This is a genomic window from Pseudoalteromonas sp. PB2-1 (genome assembly GCF_045040605.1).
Lineage (GTDB): Bacteria > Pseudomonadota > Gammaproteobacteria > Enterobacterales > Alteromonadaceae > Pseudoalteromonas > Pseudoalteromonas arabiensis.
Map to the genome: position 1 here is coordinate 406,203 of NZ_CP090667.1, position 25,364 is coordinate 431,566.

At 41.0% G+C, this 25,364-nt stretch carries 22 protein-coding genes; 16 read left to right on the top strand and 6 right to left on the bottom strand.

Features of this window, described 5'->3' with window-relative positions; genetic code table 11:
* Positions 1-8: 8 nt before the first annotated feature.
* Positions 9-1,175: a nucleotide sugar dehydrogenase gene (locus L0Z67_RS01965; protein ID WP_193988230.1), complete on the top strand. Its 1,167-nt coding sequence runs from the start codon at positions 9-11 to the stop codon at positions 1,173-1,175.
* 545 nt (positions 1,176-1,720) lie between these two features.
* A complete protein-coding gene (gene galU, locus L0Z67_RS01970) occupies positions 1,721-2,629 on the top strand; it encodes a UTP--glucose-1-phosphate uridylyltransferase GalU (RefSeq protein WP_062567267.1) in 909 nt (302 codons plus the stop codon).
* Between the two features lie 303 nt (positions 2,630-2,932).
* On the opposite strand, the gene L0Z67_RS01975 is transcribed toward galU, so the two are convergent.
* Together L0Z67_RS01975 and L0Z67_RS01980 are read right to left on the bottom strand one after the other, a co-directional pair.
* Positions 2,933-4,009, bottom strand: a complete 1,077-nt coding sequence (locus L0Z67_RS01975; RefSeq protein WP_237128106.1) for a phosphotransferase enzyme family protein — start codon at positions 4,007-4,009, stop codon at positions 2,933-2,935.
* Positions 4,010-4,016: 7 nt separating this feature from the next.
* Positions 4,017-4,937 (bottom strand): NTP transferase domain-containing protein, encoded by a 921-nt coding sequence (locus L0Z67_RS01980; protein WP_237114759.1) that lies wholly within the window; start codon positions 4,935-4,937, stop codon positions 4,017-4,019.
* 201 nt (positions 4,938-5,138) lie between these two features.
* Between L0Z67_RS01980 and L0Z67_RS01985 the strand changes: the two genes are divergently transcribed.
* The 6 genes from L0Z67_RS01985 to L0Z67_RS02010 all read left to right on the top strand — a co-directional run bounded on the left by L0Z67_RS01985 (position 5,139) and on the right by L0Z67_RS02010 (position 13,358).
* Positions 5,139-5,612: a DUF721 domain-containing protein gene (locus L0Z67_RS01985; protein ID WP_237114760.1), complete on the top strand. Its 474-nt coding sequence runs from the start codon at positions 5,139-5,141 to the stop codon at positions 5,610-5,612.
* Between the two features lie 412 nt (positions 5,613-6,024).
* The gene (gene secA, locus L0Z67_RS01990) at positions 6,025-8,733 is read left to right on the top strand and encodes a preprotein translocase subunit SecA (protein ID WP_237114761.1); all 2,709 of its coding nucleotides are present in this window, start codon (positions 6,025-6,027) and stop codon (positions 8,731-8,733) included.
* A 61-nt stretch (positions 8,734-8,794) separates the two neighbouring features.
* Positions 8,795-9,196, top strand: coding sequence for an 8-oxo-dGTP diphosphatase MutT (gene mutT, locus L0Z67_RS01995; protein WP_405128398.1), 402 nt, complete (start codon positions 8,795-8,797; stop codon positions 9,194-9,196).
* Positions 9,197-9,447: 251 nt separating this feature from the next.
* Positions 9,448-10,452, top strand: coding sequence for an NAD-dependent epimerase (locus L0Z67_RS02000; RefSeq protein WP_405128399.1), 1,005 nt, complete (start codon positions 9,448-9,450; stop codon positions 10,450-10,452).
* Between the two features lie 275 nt (positions 10,453-10,727).
* Positions 10,728-12,800 carry a M13 family metallopeptidase gene (locus L0Z67_RS02005; RefSeq protein ID WP_062567274.1) on the top strand — a complete coding sequence of 691 codons (2,073 nt, stop codon included), beginning with the start codon at positions 10,728-10,730 and terminating at the stop codon, positions 12,798-12,800.
* A 111-nt stretch (positions 12,801-12,911) separates the two neighbouring features.
* On the top strand, positions 12,912-13,358 hold the full coding sequence (locus L0Z67_RS02010; RefSeq protein WP_237114764.1) for an REP-associated tyrosine transposase: 447 nt from the start codon (positions 12,912-12,914) through the stop codon (positions 13,356-13,358).
* 283 nt (positions 13,359-13,641) lie between these two features.
* Here L0Z67_RS02010 and yjgA read toward each other — a convergent pair whose 3' ends face one another.
* On the bottom strand, positions 13,642-14,163 hold the full coding sequence (gene yjgA / locus L0Z67_RS02015) for a ribosome biogenesis factor YjgA (protein ID WP_062567435.1): 522 nt from the start codon (positions 14,161-14,163) through the stop codon (positions 13,642-13,644).
* A 137-nt stretch (positions 14,164-14,300) separates the two neighbouring features.
* Here yjgA and pmbA point away from each other — a divergent pair, with 137 nt between their 5' ends.
* A complete protein-coding gene (gene pmbA / locus L0Z67_RS02020; RefSeq protein WP_405128400.1) occupies positions 14,301-15,638 on the top strand; it encodes a metalloprotease PmbA in 1,338 nt (445 codons plus the stop codon).
* Positions 15,639-15,768: 130 nt separating this feature from the next.
* Entirely contained in the window at positions 15,769-16,185 is a 417-nt protein-coding gene (locus tag L0Z67_RS02025) for a VOC family protein (protein WP_062567276.1), read from the top strand.
* A 108-nt stretch (positions 16,186-16,293) separates the two neighbouring features.
* Here the strand turns inward: L0Z67_RS02025 and L0Z67_RS02030 are convergent, their stop codons facing one another.
* Positions 16,294-16,953, bottom strand: a complete 660-nt coding sequence (locus tag L0Z67_RS02030) for a LiaF domain-containing protein (RefSeq protein WP_062567277.1) — start codon at positions 16,951-16,953, stop codon at positions 16,294-16,296.
* 329 nt (positions 16,954-17,282) lie between these two features.
* Here L0Z67_RS02030 and L0Z67_RS02035 point away from each other — a divergent pair, with 329 nt between their 5' ends.
* The 3 genes from L0Z67_RS02035 (at position 17,283) to L0Z67_RS02045 (ending at position 18,525) form a co-directional block, all read left to right on the top strand.
* Entirely contained in the window at positions 17,283-17,849 is a 567-nt protein-coding gene (locus L0Z67_RS02035) for a BON domain-containing protein (protein WP_062567278.1), read from the top strand.
* A 61-nt stretch (positions 17,850-17,910) separates the two neighbouring features.
* Positions 17,911-18,069 carry a YqaE/Pmp3 family membrane protein gene (locus tag L0Z67_RS02040; RefSeq protein ID WP_064971745.1) on the top strand — a complete coding sequence of 53 codons (159 nt, stop codon included), beginning with the start codon at positions 17,911-17,913 and terminating at the stop codon, positions 18,067-18,069.
* A 243-nt stretch (positions 18,070-18,312) separates the two neighbouring features.
* Positions 18,313-18,525, top strand: a complete 213-nt coding sequence (locus tag L0Z67_RS02045) for a hypothetical protein (protein ID WP_062567279.1) — start codon at positions 18,313-18,315, stop codon at positions 18,523-18,525.
* On the opposite strand, the gene L0Z67_RS02050 is transcribed toward L0Z67_RS02045, so the two are convergent.
* Entirely contained in the window at positions 18,510-20,537 is a 2,028-nt protein-coding gene (locus tag L0Z67_RS02050; protein ID WP_062567280.1) for a methyl-accepting chemotaxis protein, read from the bottom strand. The two genes, L0Z67_RS02045 and L0Z67_RS02050, sit on opposite strands and share 16 nt — an antisense overlap.
* Before the next feature lie 122 nt (positions 20,538-20,659).
* On the opposite strand from L0Z67_RS02050, the gene L0Z67_RS02055 reads away from it, so the two are divergent.
* Positions 20,660-21,430: an NADP-binding protein gene (locus L0Z67_RS02055; protein ID WP_193988237.1), complete on the top strand. Its 771-nt coding sequence runs from the start codon at positions 20,660-20,662 to the stop codon at positions 21,428-21,430.
* Positions 21,431-21,434: 4 nt separating this feature from the next.
* Here L0Z67_RS02055 and hutC read toward each other — a convergent pair whose 3' ends face one another.
* On the bottom strand, positions 21,435-22,142 hold the full coding sequence (hutC, locus tag L0Z67_RS02060; RefSeq protein WP_062567282.1) for a histidine utilization repressor: 708 nt from the start codon (positions 22,140-22,142) through the stop codon (positions 21,435-21,437).
* Positions 22,143-22,295: 153 nt separating this feature from the next.
* On the opposite strand from hutC, the gene hutI reads away from it, so the two are divergent.
* Together hutI and L0Z67_RS02070 are read left to right on the top strand one after the other, a co-directional pair.
* Positions 22,296-23,537, top strand: coding sequence for an imidazolonepropionase (gene hutI, locus L0Z67_RS02065; RefSeq protein ID WP_062567283.1), 1,242 nt, complete (start codon positions 22,296-22,298; stop codon positions 23,535-23,537).
* A 120-nt stretch (positions 23,538-23,657) separates the two neighbouring features.
* Positions 23,658-25,331, top strand: coding sequence for a GGDEF domain-containing phosphodiesterase (locus L0Z67_RS02070; RefSeq protein ID WP_193988914.1), 1,674 nt, complete (start codon positions 23,658-23,660; stop codon positions 25,329-25,331).
* Positions 25,332-25,364: the final 33 nt, after the last annotated feature.

Here is a 25,364-nt window from a genome sequence, read left to right on the forward strand (position 1 = left end):
AAAGTTTAATGAAAATCACTATTGTCGGAACTGGTTATGTAGGCTTATCAAATGCAATGCTACTTGCTCAGCATAACCAAGTTATTGCACTGGATATTGTTGAAGAAAAAGTTGAGTTGCTTAATGCAGGTAAGTCGCCAATTATCGATACAGAAATCGAAGCATTCTTGACGAATAAAGATTTACAGTTTTCGGCAACCACAGACAAGCACTTAGCATTGAAAGATGCTGAATTTGTGATTATTGCAACACCCACTGATTACGACCCTGATACTAACTATTTTAATACGGGTTCAGTTGAAGCGGTTATTAATGATGTTTTAGCTATCAATCCTGATGCAACGATGGTGATTAAGTCTACGGTTCCGGTTGGCTTTACTAAAGCAATAAAAGAGCAGGTGAATAGCGACAATATCATTTTTTCTCCAGAGTTTCTGCGCGAAGGTAAAGCATTGTACGATAACCTGTATCCATCACGTATTATCGTGGGTGAGAAAAGTGAGCGTGCAAAGGTATTTGCTGAGTTATTAAAACAAGGTGCAGAAAAAGAACATATTGATATCTTATTTACCGACTCAACAGAAGCCGAAGCGATTAAGCTGTTTTCAAATACCTATTTAGCGATGCGGGTAGCCTATTTTAATGAGCTTGATAGCTATGCCCAAAGCCATGACCTTGATGCTAAACAAATAATTCAAGGAGTTGGTTTAGACCCGCGCATTGGCTCTCATTATAATAACCCTTCGTTTGGGTATGGCGGATATTGCTTACCAAAAGATACCAAGCAATTACTAGCAAACTATAAAGATGTGCCGAATAATATGATTCGAGCGATTGTTGATGCAAACTCGACAAGAAAGGACTTTATTGCCGAATCAATTATTAAACAAAACCCTAAAGTAGTAGGTATTTATAGGCTGGTCATGAAGTCCGGATCTGACAACTTTAGGGCTTCAGCTGTACAAGGCATTATGAAGCGCATTAAGGCAAAAGGCATTGAGGTCATTATTTATGAGCCTAGTCTACAAGAGAATGAGTTCTTTAATTCAGAAGTCGTAAAAACAATTGATGAACTCAAAACACGCGCCGATATTATTATTTCTAATCGCAATACCGATGAATTGGCTGATGTAGCTGAAAAAGTGTACACACGCGATTTGTTCGGTAGTGATTAGTTATTTATTACCATAATTAAATGTTAACTAAGCCTTTTATCTTTAGATGAGGGGCTTGGTTAATTCAATAGTATGGTTTTATTTTGCGCTGTATTTCCCCACGTTTTATTCAACACAAAAAGTGTCATTATTTATTGTTAACATGAAGAATATTAATAATAAATTACCTTGGGTTTGATATAATGTTCCGCTTTTGAGTGGTATCATTATACTCCGTTAAGCCAAATGAGCGTCTTACGTTAAAGCGCTATTTTAGTCACGATTTAGCACTTTATTTAGCTGAGTGCGTAACAATAAATGATTGATTATGTCGTACGCTTTATTTTATTCAGCAAGTAATAAAATAAAAATAGTAGGTATTAAATTAGCTTAGCGACTTAGCCTAAAAGGACATGAACCTCAAAGGGTTACCATATTTGATGAAGTGAGTGACGTTTTGCCTCGCTTGTATGAGTAGTTAAAGTGATAATTTGTTCATATTCGAGCAAGCTTTACACTGCTAACTTAGTTGTAAATTTGAGTTAATATTTAAAAAAGGACTTAATATGAAAGCTGTTATCCCTGTTGCGGGTCTTGGAACTCGTATGCTTCCAATGACGAAAGCCATTCCAAAGGAAATGTTACCGCTTGTCGATAAGCCTCTAATTCAATACATTGTTGATGAATGTGTGGCGGCAGGCATCAAAGAGATAGTGCTTGTAACACACAGCTCTAAAAATGCCATTGAAAACCACTTTGATACCAGCTTTGAGCTTGAAGCAACGCTTGAAAAGCGTGTTAAACGTACTTTATTAGAAGAAGTACGCTCTATTTGCCCTGATGATGTGACGATTATGCATGTACGTCAAGGCGAAGCAAAAGGGCTAGGTCATGCGGTATTATGTGCGAAACCTATTGTAGGTGATGATGACTTTGTTGTTGTGCTACCAGACGTCATTCTTGATAGCTATACAGCGGATCAAAAAACAGAAAATATTGCAGCCATGATCAAACGCTTCAAAGAAGTCAGAGCAAGCCAAATCATGCTTGAGCCTGTTGCAGCTGAAGATGTTAGTAAATATGGTATTGCTGATATTGGTGGAGTGACGATTAAAGCTGGCGAAAGCGCACCGATCAAAACCATGGTAGAAAAGCCAAAAACTGAAGAAGCACCATCGAATCTTGCGGTTGTTGGTCGTTATGTATTGTCTAAAGCTATTTGGCCTATCCTAGCAAAAACCTCGGCAGGGGCTGGTGGCGAAATTCAGTTAACAGATGCAATCGATGCATTGATGGAAGCTGAAATAGTCGAAGCGTTCCACATGAGTGGCCGTTCACACGACTGTGGTGACAAGCTAGGCTATTTAAAAGCAATCATCGAATACGGTATGCGTGATGAAAAGCTAGGTGCTGAGTTTTCAGAGTTTGTTGCACAAGCAGTTGCACCTAAGCCGACCCATTTAAAAGCAGTTTAATGCTGTTTGCTGGTTTAGAGTACACAGAACGCCTGCATTAATGCAGGCGTTTTTGTTTCTAACCGTTATTGCCCTAGTCAAACAGGTAGTCGCGACTTTACGTCGCGCAAATCAAATGCAACCAGCCTAATCGTAGTCGCGACTTTACGTCGCGCAAGTCAAATGCAACCAGCCTAATCGTAGTTGCGACTTTACGTCGCGCAAATCAAATGCAACCAGCCTAATCGTAGTTGCGACTGTACGTCGCGCAAATCAAATGCAACCAGCCTAATCGTAGTCGCGACTTTATGTCGCGCAACAACCTTAATTATTGATTTCTAAAATCGCTTTAAGGGTATGCTCTTTATCAAGAATATCACGATAAAGTGCAAACTGATTACGAGCCCGCTCTAAATTGTGGTTCGCATGTTTAGTGGCAAAGTAATTATCACCATCAATAAAGTCAGTCAAAAAGCGCAAGCCAATCATAAACGTCATTACTTTGGTGCCTAGCCAAAAGCTTTGTTTTTCGGCATCTGTGATCACATTTTGCAGCGGTTCAACATAGCCTTTTACAATTGCTGCGAAAATTTCTTCACGCACGCGAACATTATTTAAGTTAGTTGAGTCTTCTTGCTCAGGTGAACAGAATGTACGTACCATATCGCCAAAATCAAACAGCCAATAGCCAGGCATACAGGTATCAAGATCGATCACCGCTTTCGCACTGTCTGACTTTGTGCAAAACAGCATATTGTTGATTTTGGTATCATTATGGCAAGGTCTTAAAGGAATAGTACCGTCAAGCGCTTTTAGTTCTGCAACGAGGCTTTGCTGTGCTAAGCAAAAATCAACATCGTCTTGGCATAGTGCAGTTCTGTTCAGTGGGTTTTGCTCTAGCACTTTTTTGAAGGCAGCAAATCGCATTTCTAGGTTATGAAAGTTAGGAATGACATGATGTAACTGTTCAGCCTGAAAATCTTGCAGAGCAAGGGCGAATTGACCAAATGCATTGGCCGCAGTTTGTGCTTGCGAGATGCTGGCTACAACATCTTCACTATAACTGCCGCCAATAAATTCGAGTGCGCGCCATACTCCTTGGTCATATTCAACCAAAAAGTCATTTTCAATAGTGGGTACGTGACGAATAATATCTAAATCATACTCACCATTATTATTTTTCTTTGTTAAGTGCTGTTCTATTAAACGGGCATTCTCCACGAGCTTCTCTGGGGCTGGAAATACATCCGTATTTAACTTTTGTACCACCAAGGCCTGATCATCTGCTTTAAGAAGCATGGTTGTGTTTATATGACCATTTCCAATAGGCTTTAGGCTAATATTGGCGTCGTTTAGGCCATAGCACTGAGATAAATGCTCAGCTACAGGGTTTGACTTCATTGAGAGTTCACTCTTCATTTTTGATTGCACTGGGGCGGTGACTGTTACTTCTTCCGTGATATAGTTCATAAAGCTTATTTGAAACCTTTTCTAGCTCTGATTTGTAAGTCACACCATACCAAGGCGACAGGGCTGTATAGACTGTGACAGATTGGTGTTTACCTTGAATGGCGGCTTGGATTTGGTCGGGCAAATAATACTCTTTTGTGACACCGTTGTCATTACTTTCTAGGAACTCAAAAAAGCCGCTTTCTAAGTAATTGAACACATCGGGAGTTATTCCCCAAAAGCTCATTGAGCCCAATGAATCATCTGCAATTACCACTCTTTCACCTTGTGGAGTATCGCCGTAAAGAGCAGTATTTTCGTGTTTAATATTTAAGTATTCAATCACATTAGTGAGCTGCTGTTGTTCATTGACCTCACACAGCCCGCGATTAACTCCCCCTTCATCTGACAGTGTTTGGCTAATTGGGTAACCAACCATGGCCCATTGCATGCTGTGCTTAAAGTGTTCAGCAACTATTTCAAACGAAGTATCGCCATAATAGTCATCAGCGGTGATCACAATCGCAGGATTATCTACATAAGGCTTTGCACAAAGCAGTGCATGCCCAGTTCCCCATGGCTTGATGCGCTCTGCAGCTAGGTGGCCGAACTTGTCTGGTAACGCATCAATACTTTGCTCAACTAATACAACATCGAGGCCATTAGGAAGTCGAGGTAAGATTGTGGCCTCAAGTTCAGCACGAATTTTTTGATTAATAATGATCACAACTTGGCTAACACCCACTTTGACTGCATCGGCGATACTTAGCTCCATGATTGTGCGACCAAGACTTGGAATTTCAGCGATTTGTTTATTTCCGCCAAAGCGACTACCTAAGCCACCAGCTAATATAATTAAAGTGAGAGAATGCTGTGCCATTGTATCTATTAAATAAAAAACAAAATCTGAGTCTATCAGAAACAATCAAAACGTAGGAGGCGTTTTAATATTGAATCTTTTTTATTTATCGTTGAAGTTATTTTGTCGGCTTTATTTTAACGAGTAATGTTTACTCGCATCCCCCTTACCCCAGTGGTATATTGTCGTTTGAGGTATTGAATCGTTTAAATAGAGTGGGCGATGGCAAAAGATAGATACGCGCCTAAAGCACTGGGCGATATTATGGCAGGGCTCAATAGCCGACTTGCGTCCTATGCAGGCAAGGCGCAAGGGCTATCGAGTCAGCAAGTTATACTGGACGACTTCTTAGGCGAAACATTATCAAAAAAATGCCGAGTGAGTAATTATCGTGATGGTACTTTAATGATTGAGGCGGTCTCTGCCCCTATAGCACTGCGCTTAAATTATTTAAAAATGGACATGCTGTCGCACTTTCGTAAGGCGGGCATGGCTGAACTTGGGCAAATTAAAATTACTGCTAATCCACAAGCTACACAGCGTTTATCAGCAAAATCTGAGCAAGACAAAAAACCAGTTACAAAACGTCACATGAGTGAGCAAACAGCCGATTACCTCAGCGCCATTGCTGCGGATGCACCGCCGTCGTTAAAAGCTAAATTAGAACGCTTAGCGCAACATGGCCGTAAGAAGTAACGTGTAGGTGTGAAATTTATTTTGTGCGGGGGCTGCGGTCTGCTCGCAGTTCAAAGGGCGTCTTGCGAGCATAAGAGGCCTTCAGATTCGCCTTTTTTCATCCCTGATCTTGATTTTATTTCGATTGTCGCCATATCTACCCAGTGATTTAATTTTTACGCATTAGATCAAAGATTACGGCTAATTTTTAAATTTTCTTGCTGAAAATCCATATCTTCACACACAGAAGGTTTGATGTTGCGCAGACTCTGGTATGATAGCGCACGAAATAAGCTGTGTTTTAAACAGCGTACTGATAAATTGTTAATTAATATGCCCTACATCATGAGCATAAGCGCATATTAATTATCAATTAAAGAAAGTGGGTTAGCTAACGACTAGCTAACAAAGAATATATTGTAACGGTTTTATCATGATATCTAATTTATTTACCAAGATTTTTGGTAGTCGCAATGACCGCACTATTAAAAACCTAAGAAAGACGGTCGCACTGATCAATGCGCTTGAAACGCAATTAGAGGCGCTTTCTGATGAAGATCTAAAAGCAAAAACAGCGGAATTTAGAGAGCGTTACGATAACGGACAAAGCCTAGATGATATCTTACCAGAAGCATTTGCTGTGGTACGTGAAGCATCTAAGCGTGTAAATGGCATGCGTCACTTCGATGTACAGTTACTAGGTGGTATGGTTTTACATCAAGGTCGTATCGCAGAGATGCGTACCGGTGAAGGTAAAACATTAACGGCAACATTGCCTGCCTACCTACGTGGTTTAACAGGCAAAGGTGTTCACGTAATTACCGTGAACGACTACCTTGCAAAACGTGATGCGGAAACTAACCGTCCATTATTTGAATTCTTAGGCCTAACAGTAGGCTGTAACGTACCGGGTATGATGCCACAGCAAAAGAAAATCGCTTACGCTGCTGACATTACTTATGGTACGAATAATGAATTTGGCTTTGATTACCTGCGCGATAACATGGCATTTAGCATTGAAGAGCGTGTGCAACGCCCACTTTACTACGCAGTAGTGGATGAGGTGGATTCAATCCTAATCGATGAAGCGCGTACGCCGCTTATTATCTCAGGCCCTGCTGAAGATAGCTCTGAGCTTTACATCGAAATCAACAAAATTGTGCCAGAACTTGAGCTACAAGAAAAAGAAGATGAAGAAGGCGTTGAAGGCGACGGCGACTACACTATCGACGAAAAGTCTAAGCAAGTTCACTTAACTGAACGTGGTCAAGTTAAAGTTGAAGAACTACTGATCGAGCGCGGCTTAATTGAAGAAGGCGATTCACTTTATTCAGCCTCCAGCATCACATTATTAAGCCATGTGTATGCGGCGCTTCGTGCTCATAAGCTGTATCAAAAAGACGTTGATTACGTTGTTAAAGAAAACGAAGTTATCATTGTTGATGAGCATACAGGCCGTACAATGGAAGGTCGCCGTTGGTCAGAGGGTTTACACCAAGCTGTTGAAGCAAAAGAAGGTGTACGCATTCAAAACGAAAACCAAACATTGGCATCAATCACATTCCAAAACTACTTCCGTTTATACGACACATTAGCGGGTATGACAGGTACAGCAGACACAGAAGCGTTTGAGTTCCAGTCTATCTACGGTCTCGACACAGTCGTAATGCCAACGAACAAACCGATGATCCGTGACGATCGTGCTGACCTTGTCTACCTTACACAAGAAGAAAAGTACGAAGCAATCCTTGCTGATATCAAAGATTGTCAAGAGCGTGGTCAACCGGTACTTGTGGGTACTATTTCTATCGAAAGTTCTGAGTACTTATCGCAGTTCTTGCGTAAAGAAAAAATTAAGCACAATGTACTTAATGCGAAATTCCATGCCCAAGAAGCAGACATTGTTGCTGACGCGGGCTTACCTGGCACAGTAACCATTGCAACTAACATGGCCGGTCGTGGTACCGATATCGTGTTAGGTGGTAACTGGCAAAGTGAGGTTGAAAAGCTTGAAGAGCCAACTGATGAGCAAATCAAAGCGATTAAAGAAGCGTGGCAAAAACGTCACGACGCGGTAATCGAAGCGGGTGGCTTACATATCATTGGTACTGAGCGTCATGAATCTCGTCGTATCGATAACCAGTTACGTGGTCGCTCGGGTCGTCAAGGTGATGCCGGTTCAAGCCGTTTCTACTTATCAATGGATGACGCATTAATGCGTATCTTTGCTGGTGAGCGTATGACGAACATGATGCGTAAGCTAGGTATGCAACGCGGTGAAGCGATTGAGCATCCTTGGGTTAACCGTGCAATCGAAAACGCACAACGTAAAGTTGAAGCGCGTAACTTCGACGTTCGTAAACAATTACTTGAGTACGATGATGTAGCAAACGATCAACGTCGTGTTGTTTACTCACAACGTAATGAGCTACTTGAAGAAGGCGATATTTCAGAAACTATCACAGCTATTCGCAGCGATGTGCTAAACGGTACGATTGACCAATACATTGCGCCGCAAAGCCTAGCTGAAATGTGGGATATTCCAGGCCTTGAAGAACGTTTAAAGCAGGATTTCTTAATCGAGCTACCTATTGCACAATGGTTAGCTGATGATAATAAACTGTACGAAGAAAAACTTCGAGAGCGTATTGAAGAAGCGGTTGAGCAAGCATATAAGCAAAAAGAAGAGATGGTAGGTGAGTCTGTACTACGTCAATTCGAAAAAGCAATTATGCTACAAAGTCTTGATCAACATTGGAAAGATCACTTGGCAGCGATGGATCACCTTCGTCAAGGTATTCACTTGCGTGGCTATGCGCAGAAGAATCCGAAGCAAGAATATAAGCGTGAGTCGTTCGAGTTATTCTCTGAAATGCTTGAGAACTTAAAAGTCGACGTTGTCGGTATTTTGAGTAAAGTACAAGTTCGCGCTGAAGAAGATGTTGAAAAAGTTGAAGAGCAACATCGTAAGAGCGAAAATGCACCGCGTGAATACCAGCACGAAGAGGCAGAGCACCTTGGTGGCGAAACACCACAAGATGCAGTGGTTAGCCATCGTGCAGAACCAAAAGTCGGTCGTAATGAACCGTGTCCTTGTGGTTCAGGCCAAAAATTCAAACAGTGTTGTGGTAAATTAAAGTAACCTAAACTCTGGGAAAAAAGCGACGCTTGCGTCGCTTTTTTTATGATTGAGGAAATATAAAATGACTAAAAAAATAGTGCATGTTGCAGTCGGCGTTATTTATAAAGATCAGCAGCTATTTATCTGTAAACGTCCAGATGACAAACACCAAGGCGGCTTATGGGAGTTCCCTGGTGGTAAGGTCGAGCAGGGCGAAAGCGTATTTGCAGCGCTACAGCGTGAGCTGTTAGAAGAAGTAAATCTAACTGTTAACGGCAGTGAAGCGCTAATGGTGATCGAACATGACTATGGCGATAAATGCGTTCGTTTAGATGTGCATATTGTTGATAACTTCACAGGCACTGCTCATGGCGCAGAGGGGCAACAAGGGAAGTGGGTAGCAATTAATGAACTTGATAGTTACGCCTTTCCTGCTGCCAATGTAGAAATAGTTGAAAAGATAAAGCAAAAATACGAGCAATAAGCTTTGGTGAAAGTGTGAAATTTAAAAGCGCCCTACAAGCCATTGTCCGCTTGGTGGTGTGTAATTCCCTCTTTCTCTATCAAAAGTGCTGATATAAAATAAAACGACACTAAATAGCGTATGATAAATATATTCTAATAGTATATGCCTTACTTGTTTACGGTATCATAGCTTCTCTATTCAGTGGTTATTGACCTACACTTTTGTTTTTTGTCAGCGTTTAGTGCTGAACCTCTTTTTTAAGGTTAACAATGAAATATTTAGTCACCGGAGCCGCGGGTTTTATTGGTGCTGCGACGTGCCAAAAGCTATTGACCGCAGGGCATGATGTTATAGGTATCGATAATTTAAATGATTATTACGATGTTAGCTTAAAACTGGCTCGATTGGCTCAATTTGAATCTCATGAGCGCTTTTCTTTTAAAAAGCTTGATATAGCGAATCGCGTTGAAATGGCTGAGTTATTCGAAGTAGAAAAGTTTGAACGCGTTATTCACTTGGCGGCTCAAGCTGGTGTGCGTTATTCGATTGAAAACCCTGATTCATACGCCGATTCAAACTTAGTTGGACACTTAAATATTTTAGAAGGATGTCGCCATAACAAGGTAGCACATCTAGTGTATGCGTCTTCTAGTTCTGTGTATGGTTTAAATGAAAAAACACCATTTGAAACAAAAGATAGCGTTGACCATCCTGTATCATTTTATGCAGCAACTAAAAAAGCGAATGAGTTAATGGCGCATAGTTACTCGCATTTATATGATTTACCCACCACAGGGTTACGCTTTTTCACTGTATACGGCCCATGGGGTCGCCCAGATATGGCGCCTTTTATTTTTACTAAAAAGATGCTTGCTGATGAAACAATAGATATCAATAACAATGGCGATATGTGGCGCGATTTTACTTATATTGATGATATCGTTGAGGGCGTTATTAGGGCGGCAGATGTTATTCCAGAGCGTAATGATCATTGGCGAGTAGAGACTGGTTCACCTTCGACAAGTTCTGCTCCGTACCGTGTTTATAACATTGGCCATGGTAGCCCTATAAATCTAATGAAGTTTATTGAAGCAATCGAGTCTGAGCTGGGTATTGAGGCAAAGAAAAACTTTCGAGAAATGCAGGCCGGTGATGTTTATAAAACATTTGCGGATACCCAAGACTTATTTGCTGCAACAGGTTACAAACCTGCTATTGGTTTAGAAGAGGGTGTAACAAAGTTGGTTACTTGGTATAAATCATTTTATGGCTAAATTATAAAGCCCAAATACAATAGATGATTGAGCTTCGACCTGCGGATGTTTGTAAGGTAACTATTATCTTTATTTAAGTAATAGCGACCTTACAAAATAAGCGTCTATTTGTTTCACACTATCGCTTAAATATGCGACTCATCGCTTTTGATAAGAATTGTTACATATTCGATTTTATTGTTTTGCTTGAGAGGTTTATGATGGACAAAGCGAAAGACTGCCTATTCGTAGTATTTCGAAAATACCTCTAACTATACGATAAGTACGGGAACCTCATGAAAAAAGTAACACTTACCGCGGCAAGTATTGCACTTGCGCTCGGTCTTGTTGGTTGTGGTGAAAAAGAACAAGAAACTAAAGCACCAGCAACTGCTGCCGTCACTGAAGCAAAAGCGCCTTTAAATTCAGGTATTGAACTGGCGAACATGGACAAGTCTGTTCGCGCACAAGATGACTTTTACTATCACGTAAACGGCGAATGGTTAGAAAAAACAGACATTCCTGGTGATAAATCAAACTACGGTTCATTTACTCAGCTTTATGATGATTCGCAAAAAGCGATGAAAGAAGTACTCGAAAAAGCGGCCGCAAATACCAATGTTAAGCCAGGTTCTGATGAAGCAAAACTCGCTGCATTCTATAACAGCTACATGGATGAAGCCGCTCGTGAAGCGGCAGGCATCAAACCATTATCGCCAGTACTTGAAAGTGTTGATGCTGTAAAGAGCAAGTCCGATCTTGTTGCTTTAATGGCTGAACTTCGCATTAAAGGCGGTAACTTGCCGTTTGGTTGGTACGTAAATAACGACGCGAAAAACTCTAGCGAAAACGCGATGTATGTTTATCAGTCTGGCTTAGGTTTACCCGATCGCGACTACTACCTAAAAGATGATGAAAAATTCACAAAAATTCGTGAAGCTTATCAAGCATACGTAACCGCTATCTTAAGCAAAGCGGGTGTCGCTGATGCAGAATCTGCGGCTAAAGCTATTATTGATCTTGAAACACGTATTGCTGATGCACAGTGGAGCCGAGTAGAAAGCCGTGATGCAACTAAATCTTACAACAAGATGAGCGTTGCAGATGCCAACAAACTTACTGGTGACTTTGATTTTGCTGCTTACCTTGATGCGTCAGGCATCAAGACTGAAGATGTCATTGTTCGCCAACCTAGCTACCTAGAAAAATTTGCAGGTATCTACAGTGATACAGACTTAGCAACTTGGCAGAACTACCTTAAGTTCCACTTTGTAAGTAACTACTCAGCGCTATTAGATAAAGAGCTTGTTGATCTTAACTTTGATTTCTACAGCACAACACTGCGCGGTGTGACAGAGCAGTCACCACTTTGGAAAAAAGCCGTTGATGCATCAAACGGTGTATTAGGTGAAATGTTGGGTAAAGTGTACGTTAAAGACAACTTCCCGCCTGAAGCGAAAGCGCGCATGGAAGAGTTAGTTGATAACGTGATCAAAGGTTACGCAGTAGCAATTGAAAACCTTGAGTGGATGAGCCCAGAAACAAAAATTGCTGCGAAAGCAAAACTTGATAAGTTCACACCTAAAATTGGCTACCCAGATAAGTGGAAAGACTACTCAGCACTTGAAATGAAAGGTGATGACCTAGTGGGTAATTACATTCGCCATAGTGAGTGGGAATTTGCAGATATGACGGCAAAACTAGGTAAGCCTGTTGATCGTTCTGAGTGGCATATGACACCACAAACAGTAAATGCTTACTATAACCCAGTGAACAACGAAATTGTATTCCCAGCGGCTATCTTACAACCACCATTCTTTAACCTAGAAGCAGATGATGCTGTTAACTATGGTGCAATTGGTGCGGTAATTGGTCACGAGCTAGGTCATGGTTTTGATGACCAAGGTGCTAAGTATGATGGTGACGGTAACTTACGTAACTGGTGGAGCGAATCAGACCTTAAACAGTTTGAAGAGCGCACCGGCCAGTTAGTTGCTCAATACAATGAATACAAGCCATTTGAAGATGCTAGCGTAAATGGTGAGCTTACACTTGGTGAAAACATTGGTGACTTAGGCGGCTTAACCGTCGCTTATACTGCTTATCAATTATCACTGGGTGATGAAAAAGCGCCTATCATTGATGGTTACACAGGTGATCAGCGTTTCTTCATGGGGTGGTCACAAATTTGGCGTCGTAAGTACCGTGACGAAGAGTTACGTAACCGCCTAATGACAGACCCTCATTCACCAAGCCATTACCGTGTAATCGGTATTCTTTCAAACATGCCAGAGTTCTATCAGGCGTTTGATGTAAAAGAAGGCGACAAGATGTATATCAAACCAGAGGATCGTGTAAAAATCTGGTAATTGATTATTGATTTAAAAAAGGCTCTGAGTGAACGCTCAGAGCCTTTTTTGTTTTACATTTTTGTATTACTGCTTATGCTCATTTTTTAGTTTAACTGAAATGGGTACGAGATGGTATCATCAAAGAAGAGACTTAAAGGGCGTATTTCAAAAGCAAATAGCTACTATTCGGTAACTTTGTGTTGTTACGGGCGGCAGTCTATTTTCAAAGACTTCTGTCATGGCGCTATTGCAGCTAAGACCCTTTATTATTTAGAAGATAAAGTAGAAACAATCTGTTTTGTGTTAATGCCGGATCATTTACATTGGATATTTCGGTTGTATCCAAAGCACAATTTATCTCAAGTTGTAAAGCATTATAAAAGCCTAGTAACTCTCTCTATTCGCAAGAAAATGGGCAGGAAAGTAGTTATCTGGCAAGGTAATTTTTATGATCACTTGATTAGAGATGAAAGTGATTTATTAAACCAAGCTCGTTATATAGTTGCCAATCCTCTACGTGCCAATTTAGTTAAAAGCGTCGGCGATTATCCATTTTGGAATAGTATTTGGCTGTAGGCGTGAAATTTATTTCGCGCAAAGGTTTCAGGTTGTGTGGCGTTTCAGACGCGTCCTGCGATCATGACGCCTACGATTGATGTAGGCGTGAAATTTATTTCGCGCAAAGTTTTCAGGTTGTGTGGCGTTTCAAATGCGCCCTGCAAGCATGACGCCTACGATTGATGTAGGCGTGAAATTTATTTCGCGCAAAGGTTTCAGGTTGTGTGGTGTTTCAAACGCGCCCTGCAAGCATGACGGCTACGATTGATGTAGGCGTGAAATTTATTTCGCGCGAAGGGATTTAAACCATAATTGCATCTTTCAGATACTGGAATAATTCTTTGTAACTCTTAGCTGGTTTTTCTGCTTTGACTTCTTTGGCAGCGCCACGCACTAACTGGCGCATTTTTTGGCGCTCAAGCGCTGGATATTGCTCAATTGTTGGATTAATTAAGTCATCACCTTGCTTGATTAAATCATCTCGAAGCTTTTCGATTTTATTCATTAATACATCAGCTTGGTTATTTTTGTTCAGCATGATGTCAATCATGGCCTGAATTTCGTCCACGTTTTCTGTGGTACGTAATACTTTGGCGATGTAGTTTAAGTTACGGCGGTAAGCATCACTCTTATCACTGACTTTATCAGAAACAACTAACGCTTCTTTTAAATCGTGATTGAGCGGTAAACGATCACGTTGCTTTTTCGGCATTTTTGCGATTTCAGCACCCAGACCATGATATTGCATGGCTTCACGTTTTAATTCGCTTTTTGATACGTAAATAATTTCTTCTTCGATAAGTGGCTTTTTCTTCTTCGCCATAAGGATGCTCATTCAGTAAACTTAACTATTGGCTATTATACGTCATTTAGTTAATGATTAATATTAGCTGATGCACGTCTCGCAGTGTGTTAGCATTCGTTACACTATAAAAAATAGCAGAACCTAGGACACACAAGATGAAAGATCCTATTTATCAACACATTTCTGAAGTTAAAGACGCGGTCAGCGAAGTGCTAGAGCATGCAAAAAAGCTCGGTGCAACTGCAGCAGAAGCGGCGATGTCGAGCACCTCAGGTTTGTCTGTCAGCACGCGCATGGGCGAAGTTGAAACAATAGAGTTTAACCAAGACGGTGGCTTAGGTATCAGTGTTTATGTGGGTAATAACAAAGGCTCTGCTTCAACGGCCGACTTAAACCCTAAAACATTACGTACAGTGGTCGAAAAAGCCATTGATATCGCAAAATTCACTTCTGATGATCCATACAATGGAATCGCTGATAAAGAGCTACTTGAGTTTGCGCCGCTCGATTTAGATTTATACCACCCGTGGGAAGTAAGCCCAGAGCAAGGTATTGAACTTTGTCATCAAGCAGAGCAGGCGGCACTAAACGCCGATAAGCGTATTGTCAATTCAGATGGGGCGAGTTTTTCTTCTCACCAAGGTTTACGTGTTTATGGTAACAGCCATGGCATGGTTGCAGGTTACCCGCGCACGCGTCATAGCATTAGCACTATGGTGATTGGTAAAGAAGGCGAGCAAATGCAGCGCGATTCTGCGTATACTGTAGCGCGCCATAAAGATGATTTAAACGACGCTGCAAAAGTGGGCCTCGAAGCGGCAACAGAAACCTTGGCTAAACTTAATAGCCAAAAGCTCGGTACTATGAAAGTGCCTGTTATCTTTAGAGCAGATATTGCCAATTCATTATTCGGTCATTTAGTGTCGGCGATTGGCGGTGGTGCGCTTTATCGTAAATCGAGTTTCTTGCTTGATAGCTTAGGGACTAAAGTCTTTAGCGATTGTGTGAATATCTCTGAGCGCCCGCATTTATTAAAAGGTTTAGCGTCTTCACCGTTTGATGCTGAAGGTTTAAAAACCGTTGATCGTGAAATTATTCAAGGTGGTGAGCTGCAAACTTACCTGTTAGCAAGCTATGCAGCACGCAAACTGTCTATGGCACCAACGGGTCATGCTGGTGGTATTCATAACTGGTTAGTTGAGCAAACGCATGCTGATTTGAACGCGCTATTAAAAACCATGGGCACAGGTTTATTAGTGACTGAACTTATGGGCCAAGGTGTGAACACAGTGACTGGTGATTACTCACGTGGCGCAGCGGGCTTCTGGGTTGAGAGTGGCGAAATTCAATACCCAGTAAGTGAAATCACCATTGCTGGTAACTTAAAAGATATGTTTAAAGCGGTCGTTGGCTTAGGTGGTGACATCGAGCGCCGTGGCGGTATTCAAACAGGCTCTGTATTAATTGAACAAATGCAGATTGCGGGTAGTTAATTCATAAATAACTAATCATTTTTTAAAAGCCTCACTTTAGTGGGGTTTTTTTATTTGAAAAAGCGCTTTACCTAAACTTAACTTGAGGTTTTATCTTGGTGGCAGTTTAAAAATAAAAAGGAAATCCATCATGTATTTAGAACACGTAAACCTTGTTGTTAGTAATGTTGATGCCATGCTGCACTTTTATAAAGTCGCATTCCCGCACTGGCGTGTGCGTAGTCAAGGTGACAGCACATGGTCTGGCAAACCACGCAAATGGCTGCACTTTGGTGATGATTACCAATACCTTGCACTGAGTGATAACGGTGAAGATGAAAATCGTGATTTAGCGGGTCATCAAGTTGGCCTTGCCCATTTTGCTTATGTGACAAACGACATTAACGCCGTCATTGAACGTCTTGTTTCAGCCGGTTATGAAATTGATAAACGGGGTCCAGAAAATCCATACCGAAAAAATGTTTACTTTATCGACCCCGCAGGTTTTGAAGTTGAGTTTGTAGAGTATTTCAGTGATATTCCAAGTGAAAGGAATAATGATCTTTGATGTTGCCGTGAAAGTTATGTCGCGCGGTAGTTGTAGCTGCGGGTTGACCCCGCGTCATTGGTTACCTATTGCGCGATGTAAAATCGCGCCTACAATACCTCGCAACTTTTACTGCACCCTATTCATTTCTTTCCAACTGGCTTTTAGGCTATTGGCAAAGCTGATGAACTTTTCTTTCATGGTACGCTTTACTTTGATCTCCACTGAGCCTAGCCATACGTTACCTTCAATGGTAATGGTTGGGCCCTGACCTTTATTTAGAGCAACTGACTTGTTTTCTACGCTGCCAATAACGCTAAACAGTTTAGATACCACATTGACATGTTCAGGCACGTAGATCTCGTCGTTACCTAAAATACAGTTTACGTAAATAGTGACATGCTGATGCTGGAAAATCGCTTCACTAAAGTCGAGCTCAATTGAACCTAGGCAGTTTGTGAGGTGAATTTCTTTTGGCACAAGCCACTGGCCGCTGCGTTCATTTGAACCAAGAATACTACGTAACTGTAAGTTTTCATTATCATTGCTATGACTGTAGTGAGGTTTAAATTGAGCATGTTTATGTGATTTGTAATCAGTATCAGCTTTTAGCGCTAAGTCAGCAACAAGCTCAACAAGTACTTCGTTGCTGGTGGCTGCCATTGCTTGATCTAGTCGGCGTTCAAATGCCTCAGCTGAAATAACGGCATGACTGTAGTTATAAATGAGTTGATCGATGACTTCTTCTCTTACTTGATCGATTGGGCGATCTTCAAGTTTAACGGCCATGGTAGTTCCCTGTTGTAATTATAAAGTGATTGTTCTGTTATTGGATATGTAGCAAAGCTCAGGCCAAAGTTTATTTATATAAAAATCAATGTATTGTGTTTTTTGGCTTGTTAGTAACTTCGTTAAATTAACCATAGATTAATATTATCTGCAACTAATTGGTCATTTTTGCAACATTGTGAACTTATTACCGAGCAGCCTGTAAATTGTTACCGAGAAGAATATAACCATTATATGACTAAATCCATAAGGTGTTGATATATAAGGGTTAAATAGTTGGCATTAAAGTCGCATTAGTTAATTCGTCTTTAATCAAAAGGAGAAAGATTATGAATACATTCAACAAGTCTATGATTGCCGCGTTAGTTATTGGTGCTACTAGCATGTCAGCTCAGGCAAGCAGCTGGGAAAATGAAAGTAAAGATGCTTGGATTGATGGTAAGGCAGAAACTGTTCTTTTAATGAACACAAATCTAAACAACTTTGATATCAACACAGATGTAAAAAATGGCAAGGTTGTACTAACTGGTAAAGTGAAAAGTGAGCTTGATAAAGAATTAGCGGAAGAGCTAGTACTGAGCTTAGACGGCGTAACTGATGTTGAAAACAAGCTTACAGTTGTAAAAGACATGAAGACTAAGCACGCCAAAAAAGATATGGGCGACTCAGCTGAAAGTGACTTAACAGATGCAAAAATCAGCACTGTAATTACTACACGCTTCCTATTTAACTCAGAAGTAGGTGGTACTGATATCGATGTAGATACTGATAATGGTGTTGTAACCCTTAAAGGTACCGTTGAATCTGAAGCTGAAAAACAACTTGCAGTAAGCATTGCAGAAAATGCTGAAGATGTTCGCAAAGTAATCGATGAATTAACGATTGTTGCTGAATAATAAGTAATTAATGAAAGCCCAGCTTTGGCTGGGTTTTTATTTTATTTTCAAGGAGTGAATCATGGATTTAATTCGCATTATATTGTCAGTTTTAATTCCCCCATTAGGTGTATTTTTACAGGTAGGTTTAGGTGCACAATTCTGGATTAATATTCTTTTAACTCTATTAGGGTACATTCCAGGCTTGATTCATGCTGTGTATATTATTGCTAAACGATAATTGCACACAAGGATGATTTAGGAGCACAGCAAGGAAACGCTGTAGGAGTAACGGATTATAAACCGCAAGGAGTTACATAATGGAAAACGTAGCAAAGCACAATGGAAAGCAAGGAAGTAACAAGGCGTTATGGACAAGCGCACAATGGCAACGCTTTATGGAAAAGGTGAAAGGATAATTGCTAAGGAGCAGCAAATGGTAAGGAACCTAAAATGGATGAAGCTAGCGTAAGGAGGTGACTATATGGAACAAGTACAAACGCAATCAAAACAAGGAACGGATCAGCAAGGAGTTGCTTTATGGAATAAGCAGCAGTGGCAAGACTTTATGGATCATGCGAAAGCAGTTGCACCACAGGTAACAGGGAAGGCTGACGATAAAAACCCGATATTATCATCTTCAGGTGATATCGGGTTTTTAATCACATCAGCAATTTATCTTTATAATTTAAACTGATTAACAGTTCTATTTAGTGACACTGCTAATTCATTCAAATCACGGGCTTCATCAGCCAATTCATGAGCATGATCTGCTGTGCTATTCACTAAATGATTAATAGCCGCAAGGCTGTTATTGATATCTTCTGCCACCACTGTTTGTTGCTCCGTAGAGGTCGCAATTTGATGACTTTGATCTTGTACGTTTGTCACTGATTGTGCGATGTCTTGCAGTGCTGTCAGTACAATTTGTGTTTGTTCAACAGAGCCCTCAGCGCGTTCTTGCCCTTGTTGCATCATCGTGGATGCTTGTTGAGCACTCTGCTGTAACCTGCTGATCATATTACGAATATCATCTGTTGACTCTTGCGTACGGCTAGCTAATGAACGTACTTCGTCAGCAACCACTGCAAAACCTCGACCTTGCTCGCCTGCACGCGCTGCTTCAATGGCAGCATTAAGGGCCAGTAAATTAGTTTGTTCTGCAATAGAGTTGATTACATCGATGACGGCACCAATATTACCGCTTTCTTGCTCAAGACCAGCAACGACTTTAGACGCTTCACCAATGTGGCTTGCCAATGCGGTCATGACTGATTGAGCCTGTGTAGAACGGTTTGTGCCATCAACAGTAATGGTTTGTACTTGTTCAGCTGCATTATTGGTATTTTGTGCATTGCGCGAAATTTCGAGTACTGTTGAGGCCATTTCAGTGACAGCTGCACTAACACTGTCTACTTGTCGCTTTTCTTGTTGAATTTCATCATTGGTCTTTTGAGATACTGTTTTTAGCTGTGAAGCTGCTTGGCTTAACTGCTCCGCTTGTGCTGCAGTATTGAGCATCATTGCACGCAATTTATCAATAAAGGTGTTCATATGCAGGGCTAATTGGCCCACTTCATCGTGACTTTTTATATCAATTTTTTGTGTCAGGTCGCCATCTCCTGAGGCGATATCACGCATAATGTAAGTTAGTTTAGTCAGCGGTTTGGTGATCATTTGCGTAGCCCAAAAGATCATTGCAATGATAATCGTAAGAATAATGAACACTGATGTTGTGGTTGTCATTACCGCATCATTGACAGGCTCATCAATCATGCTGGTCGGAATTAAAATACCTACATACCAATCAAGATAAGGGGTTTCTAATTCAAGGCGATTGAAGACAACGTAATACTGCTCACCTTTAAAAGTGATGAAGCTACTACCGTCTTTTTTACTTTTCATAATGCGATTTAATTCGCTAAAGCCTGATGTATCGTTAAACTGTTTCTCTAGCGCTTCTAGGCCTTCTTTGCCATTTGGGCCTTCGTCGGTAATTGATAGTTTGTGACCTGTTCGTTTCGAAAGGTGCACAACTTTTTGGTTGCCATCAAGTAAAAAACCAAATCCTTGACCATTGAAACGAATATTTTCGACCATGTCGTTAATATTGTTGAGCTGTAAGTCGACACCACCAAAACCAATGAGTTTATTTTGTTTGTTATACACTGGTTGTTGTACAACCGCTGACGCATTGCCTGTGGTTAAGTCAACGGAAATAGGGCCGACATAGAGCTTGTTTATTGCTAGAGCATCTTGCCACCAACCACGTTTATAAGCGTAATAAGGGTCACCGTTAAAGTGTGTAGTACGTTCATTTTCTTTAAAGTACTCACCGGTGGTTGCTGAGGCAAAAAAAGCAGATAGAATATTGTCATCATTACCACTAATGCGTACAAAGTCTTGATTGATGCTGTTGTACCCAGGTTGGTTATCAAGTGGTTGATCACGCTCAGTCCAATTTTCAAACCAATTCACTAAATGTGGGTTAGTAATAAAAGTTTCAACAACTTTACCATAGCGAGCAAAGTAACCTTGCATTGAAAGTCGCTCACTTTGTAGGTAACTGTCAGCTTCTCGCTGAATTGCTTGTCGTGATAAGTCAGCGATGTGACTAACAAAAAAGCTCGATGCGATGATAAGTAGTACACTGATCGTCCCACCGATAAGAAGTAATATTTTTTTACGTAAAGAGAGGTTGTTTAACATAGGTGCACGTGTTTTTATTATTAGCTAGAGTAATCTATCTAATCATATTTGCACCCAAATCGCTACAAGACAAAGTAAAGTTTGTTAATAAAATAATACATAATACAAGAGGATGTTACCAAGTGGTTGTTAATGATAATAAATTAGTAGTGCTAGGTGCTGGCTGGCTAGGTGAAGCACTTTGTCTTAAGGCAAATGAATTAGGTTGGCAGGTGCAAGGCACTGGAAGAGAGGTCAAGCATGACCACGACTTTCAACGCCAATTGATATTACAATCAGGTGGATTAAAGCATACTGTCTCTTTAAAAGACGCGTGGTGGGTATGTGCTATTCCACCTAAAAGCCGCGACACTCAAAGTGATTATCTAGCGACGCTTTCCGCCAGTCTAGAGTTAGCTAAATCGCTGCAATGCCGAGGCTTTATTTTATGTTCTTCAACGGGTGTATATAACAACGCTGATAATACATACACAGAGCAAAGTACTATTGAATGTTCGTCACCTCGCCAACAGCTGTTGTATGATGCTGAACAATGCGTGCTGCAAGCGGGTGGTAAAGTATTGCGGCTGGCGGGGTTAGTTGGGCCAAACCGCGAACCTGGGCGGTTTGTCGCAGGTAAGGAGCTTAAGAGTTCAAGTCAACAGCTCGTCAATATGGTGCATCGAGACGATGTTATTCATGCTATTTTCAAGTTGATCGAAGGTTGGCCTAATGCATCTGCAATCTATAATGTAGTCAACCCTGCTCATCCAACGAAAGTTGATTATTACCAACAAAAGTGTGCCGAGCAGGGTACCTCTGAGCCAAGTTTCACCAGCGATGAGGCCAAGATGCGAATCATTGATGGATCGGCTATTGAGTCTTTAGGTTTTCAATATCAGTGGTCAATTTAAGCGGTTATTTTTTAAAGGTTAAATGCCCTCCTAGCCTATACTTACTGCCGGGGGAGACTAAACGTGCAAAGCTTACGATCCCCTCAGAGCACCAAGTTCGACGAATAACCTGCAGGCAAGGCTCTTCATTGTAAAGGTTGAGCCACTGACACATTTCACTGTTTGGCATAATTGCTTCAACAGTGTGTCTTGCTTCTGTTAATGGGGCTGCACTTGAGAGATATTCGTGGGGAGTCAGGGTGTGAAAGTTCTGTTGCAAATAATCTTTAGCCAGCTTTGGATTGACGAAACGCTCTTCAACTTGTAGTGGTTGCTCATTTTCATTGTGGACAATAACACTTCGATACACATGGCTATCAACATCAACACTTAATGCTATGGCAATAGGTGCAATGGCTTGTATTGATTCCATTACTAAAACAGTACAGCTGTATTGGCCATTTCGAGCTTTTACTTCATCGGCAATATTTTTTATCTCAAGGAGAGAAGACTGTGACTTTAAACTGGCAACAAAGGTTCCAAGTCCTTGGCTACGAGTTAAAATACCAGCATCTGTCAGTTCACTTAATGCTCGTCTTGCAGTCATTCTACTTACTTTGAATTGATTCGTTAACTCATTCTCTGACGGTACTCGATCGTTTTCTTGCCATTGGCCGGAACGAATATTATCAACTATAAATTGCTTTATCTGTGCGAATTTAGTGATGCTCATTGAAGGCGGGTGTATAAAGTTAATAGTATGTTACAAGGTGGCATAATTATCTTGTATATACAAGGTGACTTGATAAACTTTACGTCTATTTTAGCTTACCTGCTTGAGAGCAAAGCTAAGTCAGGGCACTGCAAAATTTAGTATAGGTGAAAAATGCACACAATGAACAATGATGAGTCACACTGGGATCTACTAATTACAGATGCCAATATTGCTACCATGAACCCTGCTATTGATGCACCCTATGGTGCTATCGAAAATGGCGCTATTGCTGTTAAAGATGGCAAGATTGCTTGGTTAGGGAAACAAGCTGAGCTACCAAAGTTTGATGCATTAGCTACCCCAACTGTGTCAGTGAAAGGGCAGTGGCTTACACCCGGTTTAATTGATTGTCATACTCACCTTGTTTTTGCTGGAAGCCGTGCCGAAGAGTTTGAACAACGACTGCAAGGTGTCAGTTATGAGCAGATAGCTGCAAATGGCGGGGGGATTGCAAGCACAGTTCGTGCTACGCGTGAAGCTGATCATGAAACATTATTTGTTGCAGCAAAAGAGCGTTTGAATGCGCTGTTTTCAGAAGGGGTGACAACGGTTGAAATTAAATCAGGCTATGGCCTTGATTGTGAGAACGAAATTAAACTTCTTGAAGTTGCGCGCTTATTAGGTGAAAACCATCCGGTTGATGTGAAAACGACCTTCTTAGGCGCCCATGCACTACCTTTAGAGTATAAAGGTCGTAGCGATGAGTATATCGATCTTGTCTGTGGTGAGATGTTAGAACGGGTCGTTCAGGCCAACTTAGCTGATGCGGTCGATGCATTTTGTGAGAATGTCGGGTTTAGCAATGAGCAAACACGGCGTGTATTTGAAGCCGCGAAGAAATATAACTTACCGGTTAAATTGCATGCTGAGCAGTTATCAAATCAGCATGGTGCAGAGCTTGTCGCTGAATTTAATGGCTTATCAGCCGATCATATTGAACATCTTGATGAGGCAGGCATTCAAGCTATGGCGAAAGCGGGTACTGCAGCAGTATTATTACCGGGTGCTTTTTACTTCTTAAGAGAAACAAAATATCCGCCAATAGAGCTGTTACAGCAGTACCAAGTGCCCATTGCTATTTCTACTGACTTTAACCCAGGTACCTCGCCATTGTGCTCTTTGCATTTGATGATGAATATGGCATGTACTATTTTTCGTATGACCCCAGAGCAAGCGTTAGCTGGGGTGACACGAAACGCCGCAGGTGCATTGGGTCTTGATGATCGTGGCGTCTTAAAAGTGGGTGCTCGTGCTGATATTGCCCATTGGCAAATATCTCATCCTGCACAATTAAGTTATCAGTTTGGTGTAAATAAACTGTCAAATCTGTGGATTTTGGGTAGACTAAATTAGATAGAACTTTTACACAGTTTGGATTACATGTCATTGATTGCTAGTTTAACAAGTGCCAGTACAAGTCTTCTCTTTGTGAGTGGAGATGTCATTGCTGTGTTTTTGGCAGGTGCACTGTTTATGGCTATGGTATGTGCGCTGTGTGTGACTCAAAATCCTATTTTACGACTCAGCCTAGTAGTCAATGGTATGCTTGGCCTTGCTATCCTGAGTTTAAGTGAGCCTTGGCTGATTTTGCTTTTGGCGATCAGTTTTTGCTTCCATCTTTGGCAAGCATTCAGAACCACTAATTGGCTAGCCATTATTATAAGTGTCACAGCAGCATTGTGTTTTGCGGTGTTGTTTTCTGCCCATTTATTATTGGATGTTGCTTTTTATTGGCTCGTATCTGCGGTAATAATGCTGACTGTGTCGGGCTTTTTCAACTACGAAGAAGCCAACGAAGAGGAAGAAGTTCCTTCTTTATTAACTCACCATAATGAAATAGATAAAACGCCTTTAAGTGACTTGCCTGATCGCAAAGCGCTGCAAGATGGCTTTTTACACTTTCGACAGCAACACCCGAATAATTGCGCTTTAGTCGTGATACGTTTAGAAGGCTTTGAAAGTGTAAATCAGCATATAGGTCGTGATTTTGGAGACTTGTTGCTTGCACAATCAGCCAGCCGTATAAAACATCAGTTAGAATCAGATTCTGTGCTTAGTGTCGCGGCTCCTTCGGGACTTCATGAGAAGCTTGCTCATTTAGGTGGATTAAATTTTGCGTTTATTTGTTCACTTGAAGAGCAACAACATCATCATGAGCAATTAATTAATAAAATTAGACAAGTAACCTTAAAGCCATTTAATGTGGCAAATTGCACCATTGAAGTGAAAGTCAGAGCCAGCTATGTTGGTTGTGATAATCCAGAACATAGTTTTGATAATTTGCTCTCGTTTGCCAACCTTGCGCTTGATGCCAACCCAAATAAGGAAATTGTGCCTTATCATGCAAATATGATGGTTGAACAGCTTGAACAACAAGCACGACTGCGCGAGCTGTCTAACCTTGATTTTGCCAGTGAATTAGAGCTGTATTTTCAACCGATTATACGTAATAGTGATGAGCGCATAGAGTTTTTAGAGTTACTATTGCGATGGCAGCACCCAAAGCAAGGTATTTTGGCTGCTAATAAGTTCATTGATGATATACGTGTTGCAGGGCTTGGTTATCCTGTCGCTGCGTATGTAATAGAGCGAGCTGCAGAGCTTGCGATGGCGCTGAGAATGGAAGGGATTGAGCTTCCTTTAAGTATTAATGTGTTTGGCCCCGAAATGCTCAATGAAGAGTTTATTGAATTTGTTGATCGTATTTTCAGTGAACACCGCTTAGAGATTGGTGACTTGATCATTGAATGCCCACTTGATTTGTTTATGAATCTTGATGACCAAGGCAAAGCGATGATAGCCAGATTAAATAGTATTGGTATCAAATTATGTGTAGATGGGTTTGGTGATACTCCTATTTTACTTTCAAAACTGCCAAACTTAAATGTCGAGTACATAAAAGTAGCTCCGTCGCTCACCGCTGACTTTGCTCATCAAAGCCAAGTGCGTAGCTTAGTGTCTGGTATGGTTGATATGCACAACCAAAACAATGCAAAAGTAATATGTGAAGGAGTAGAAACTCAAGAGCATCTTAAGTTTGTTAAGTCGCTTAATGCCTATGCGGCTCAAGGATATTATTTTAGTTATCCATTGAGTAGTGTAGGGATGATGTCTTGGTTAAAACAGTGGCGCTTAGAGCATCAATGATTATAGCTGTGGGTTTACCCCACGTTGCTTATT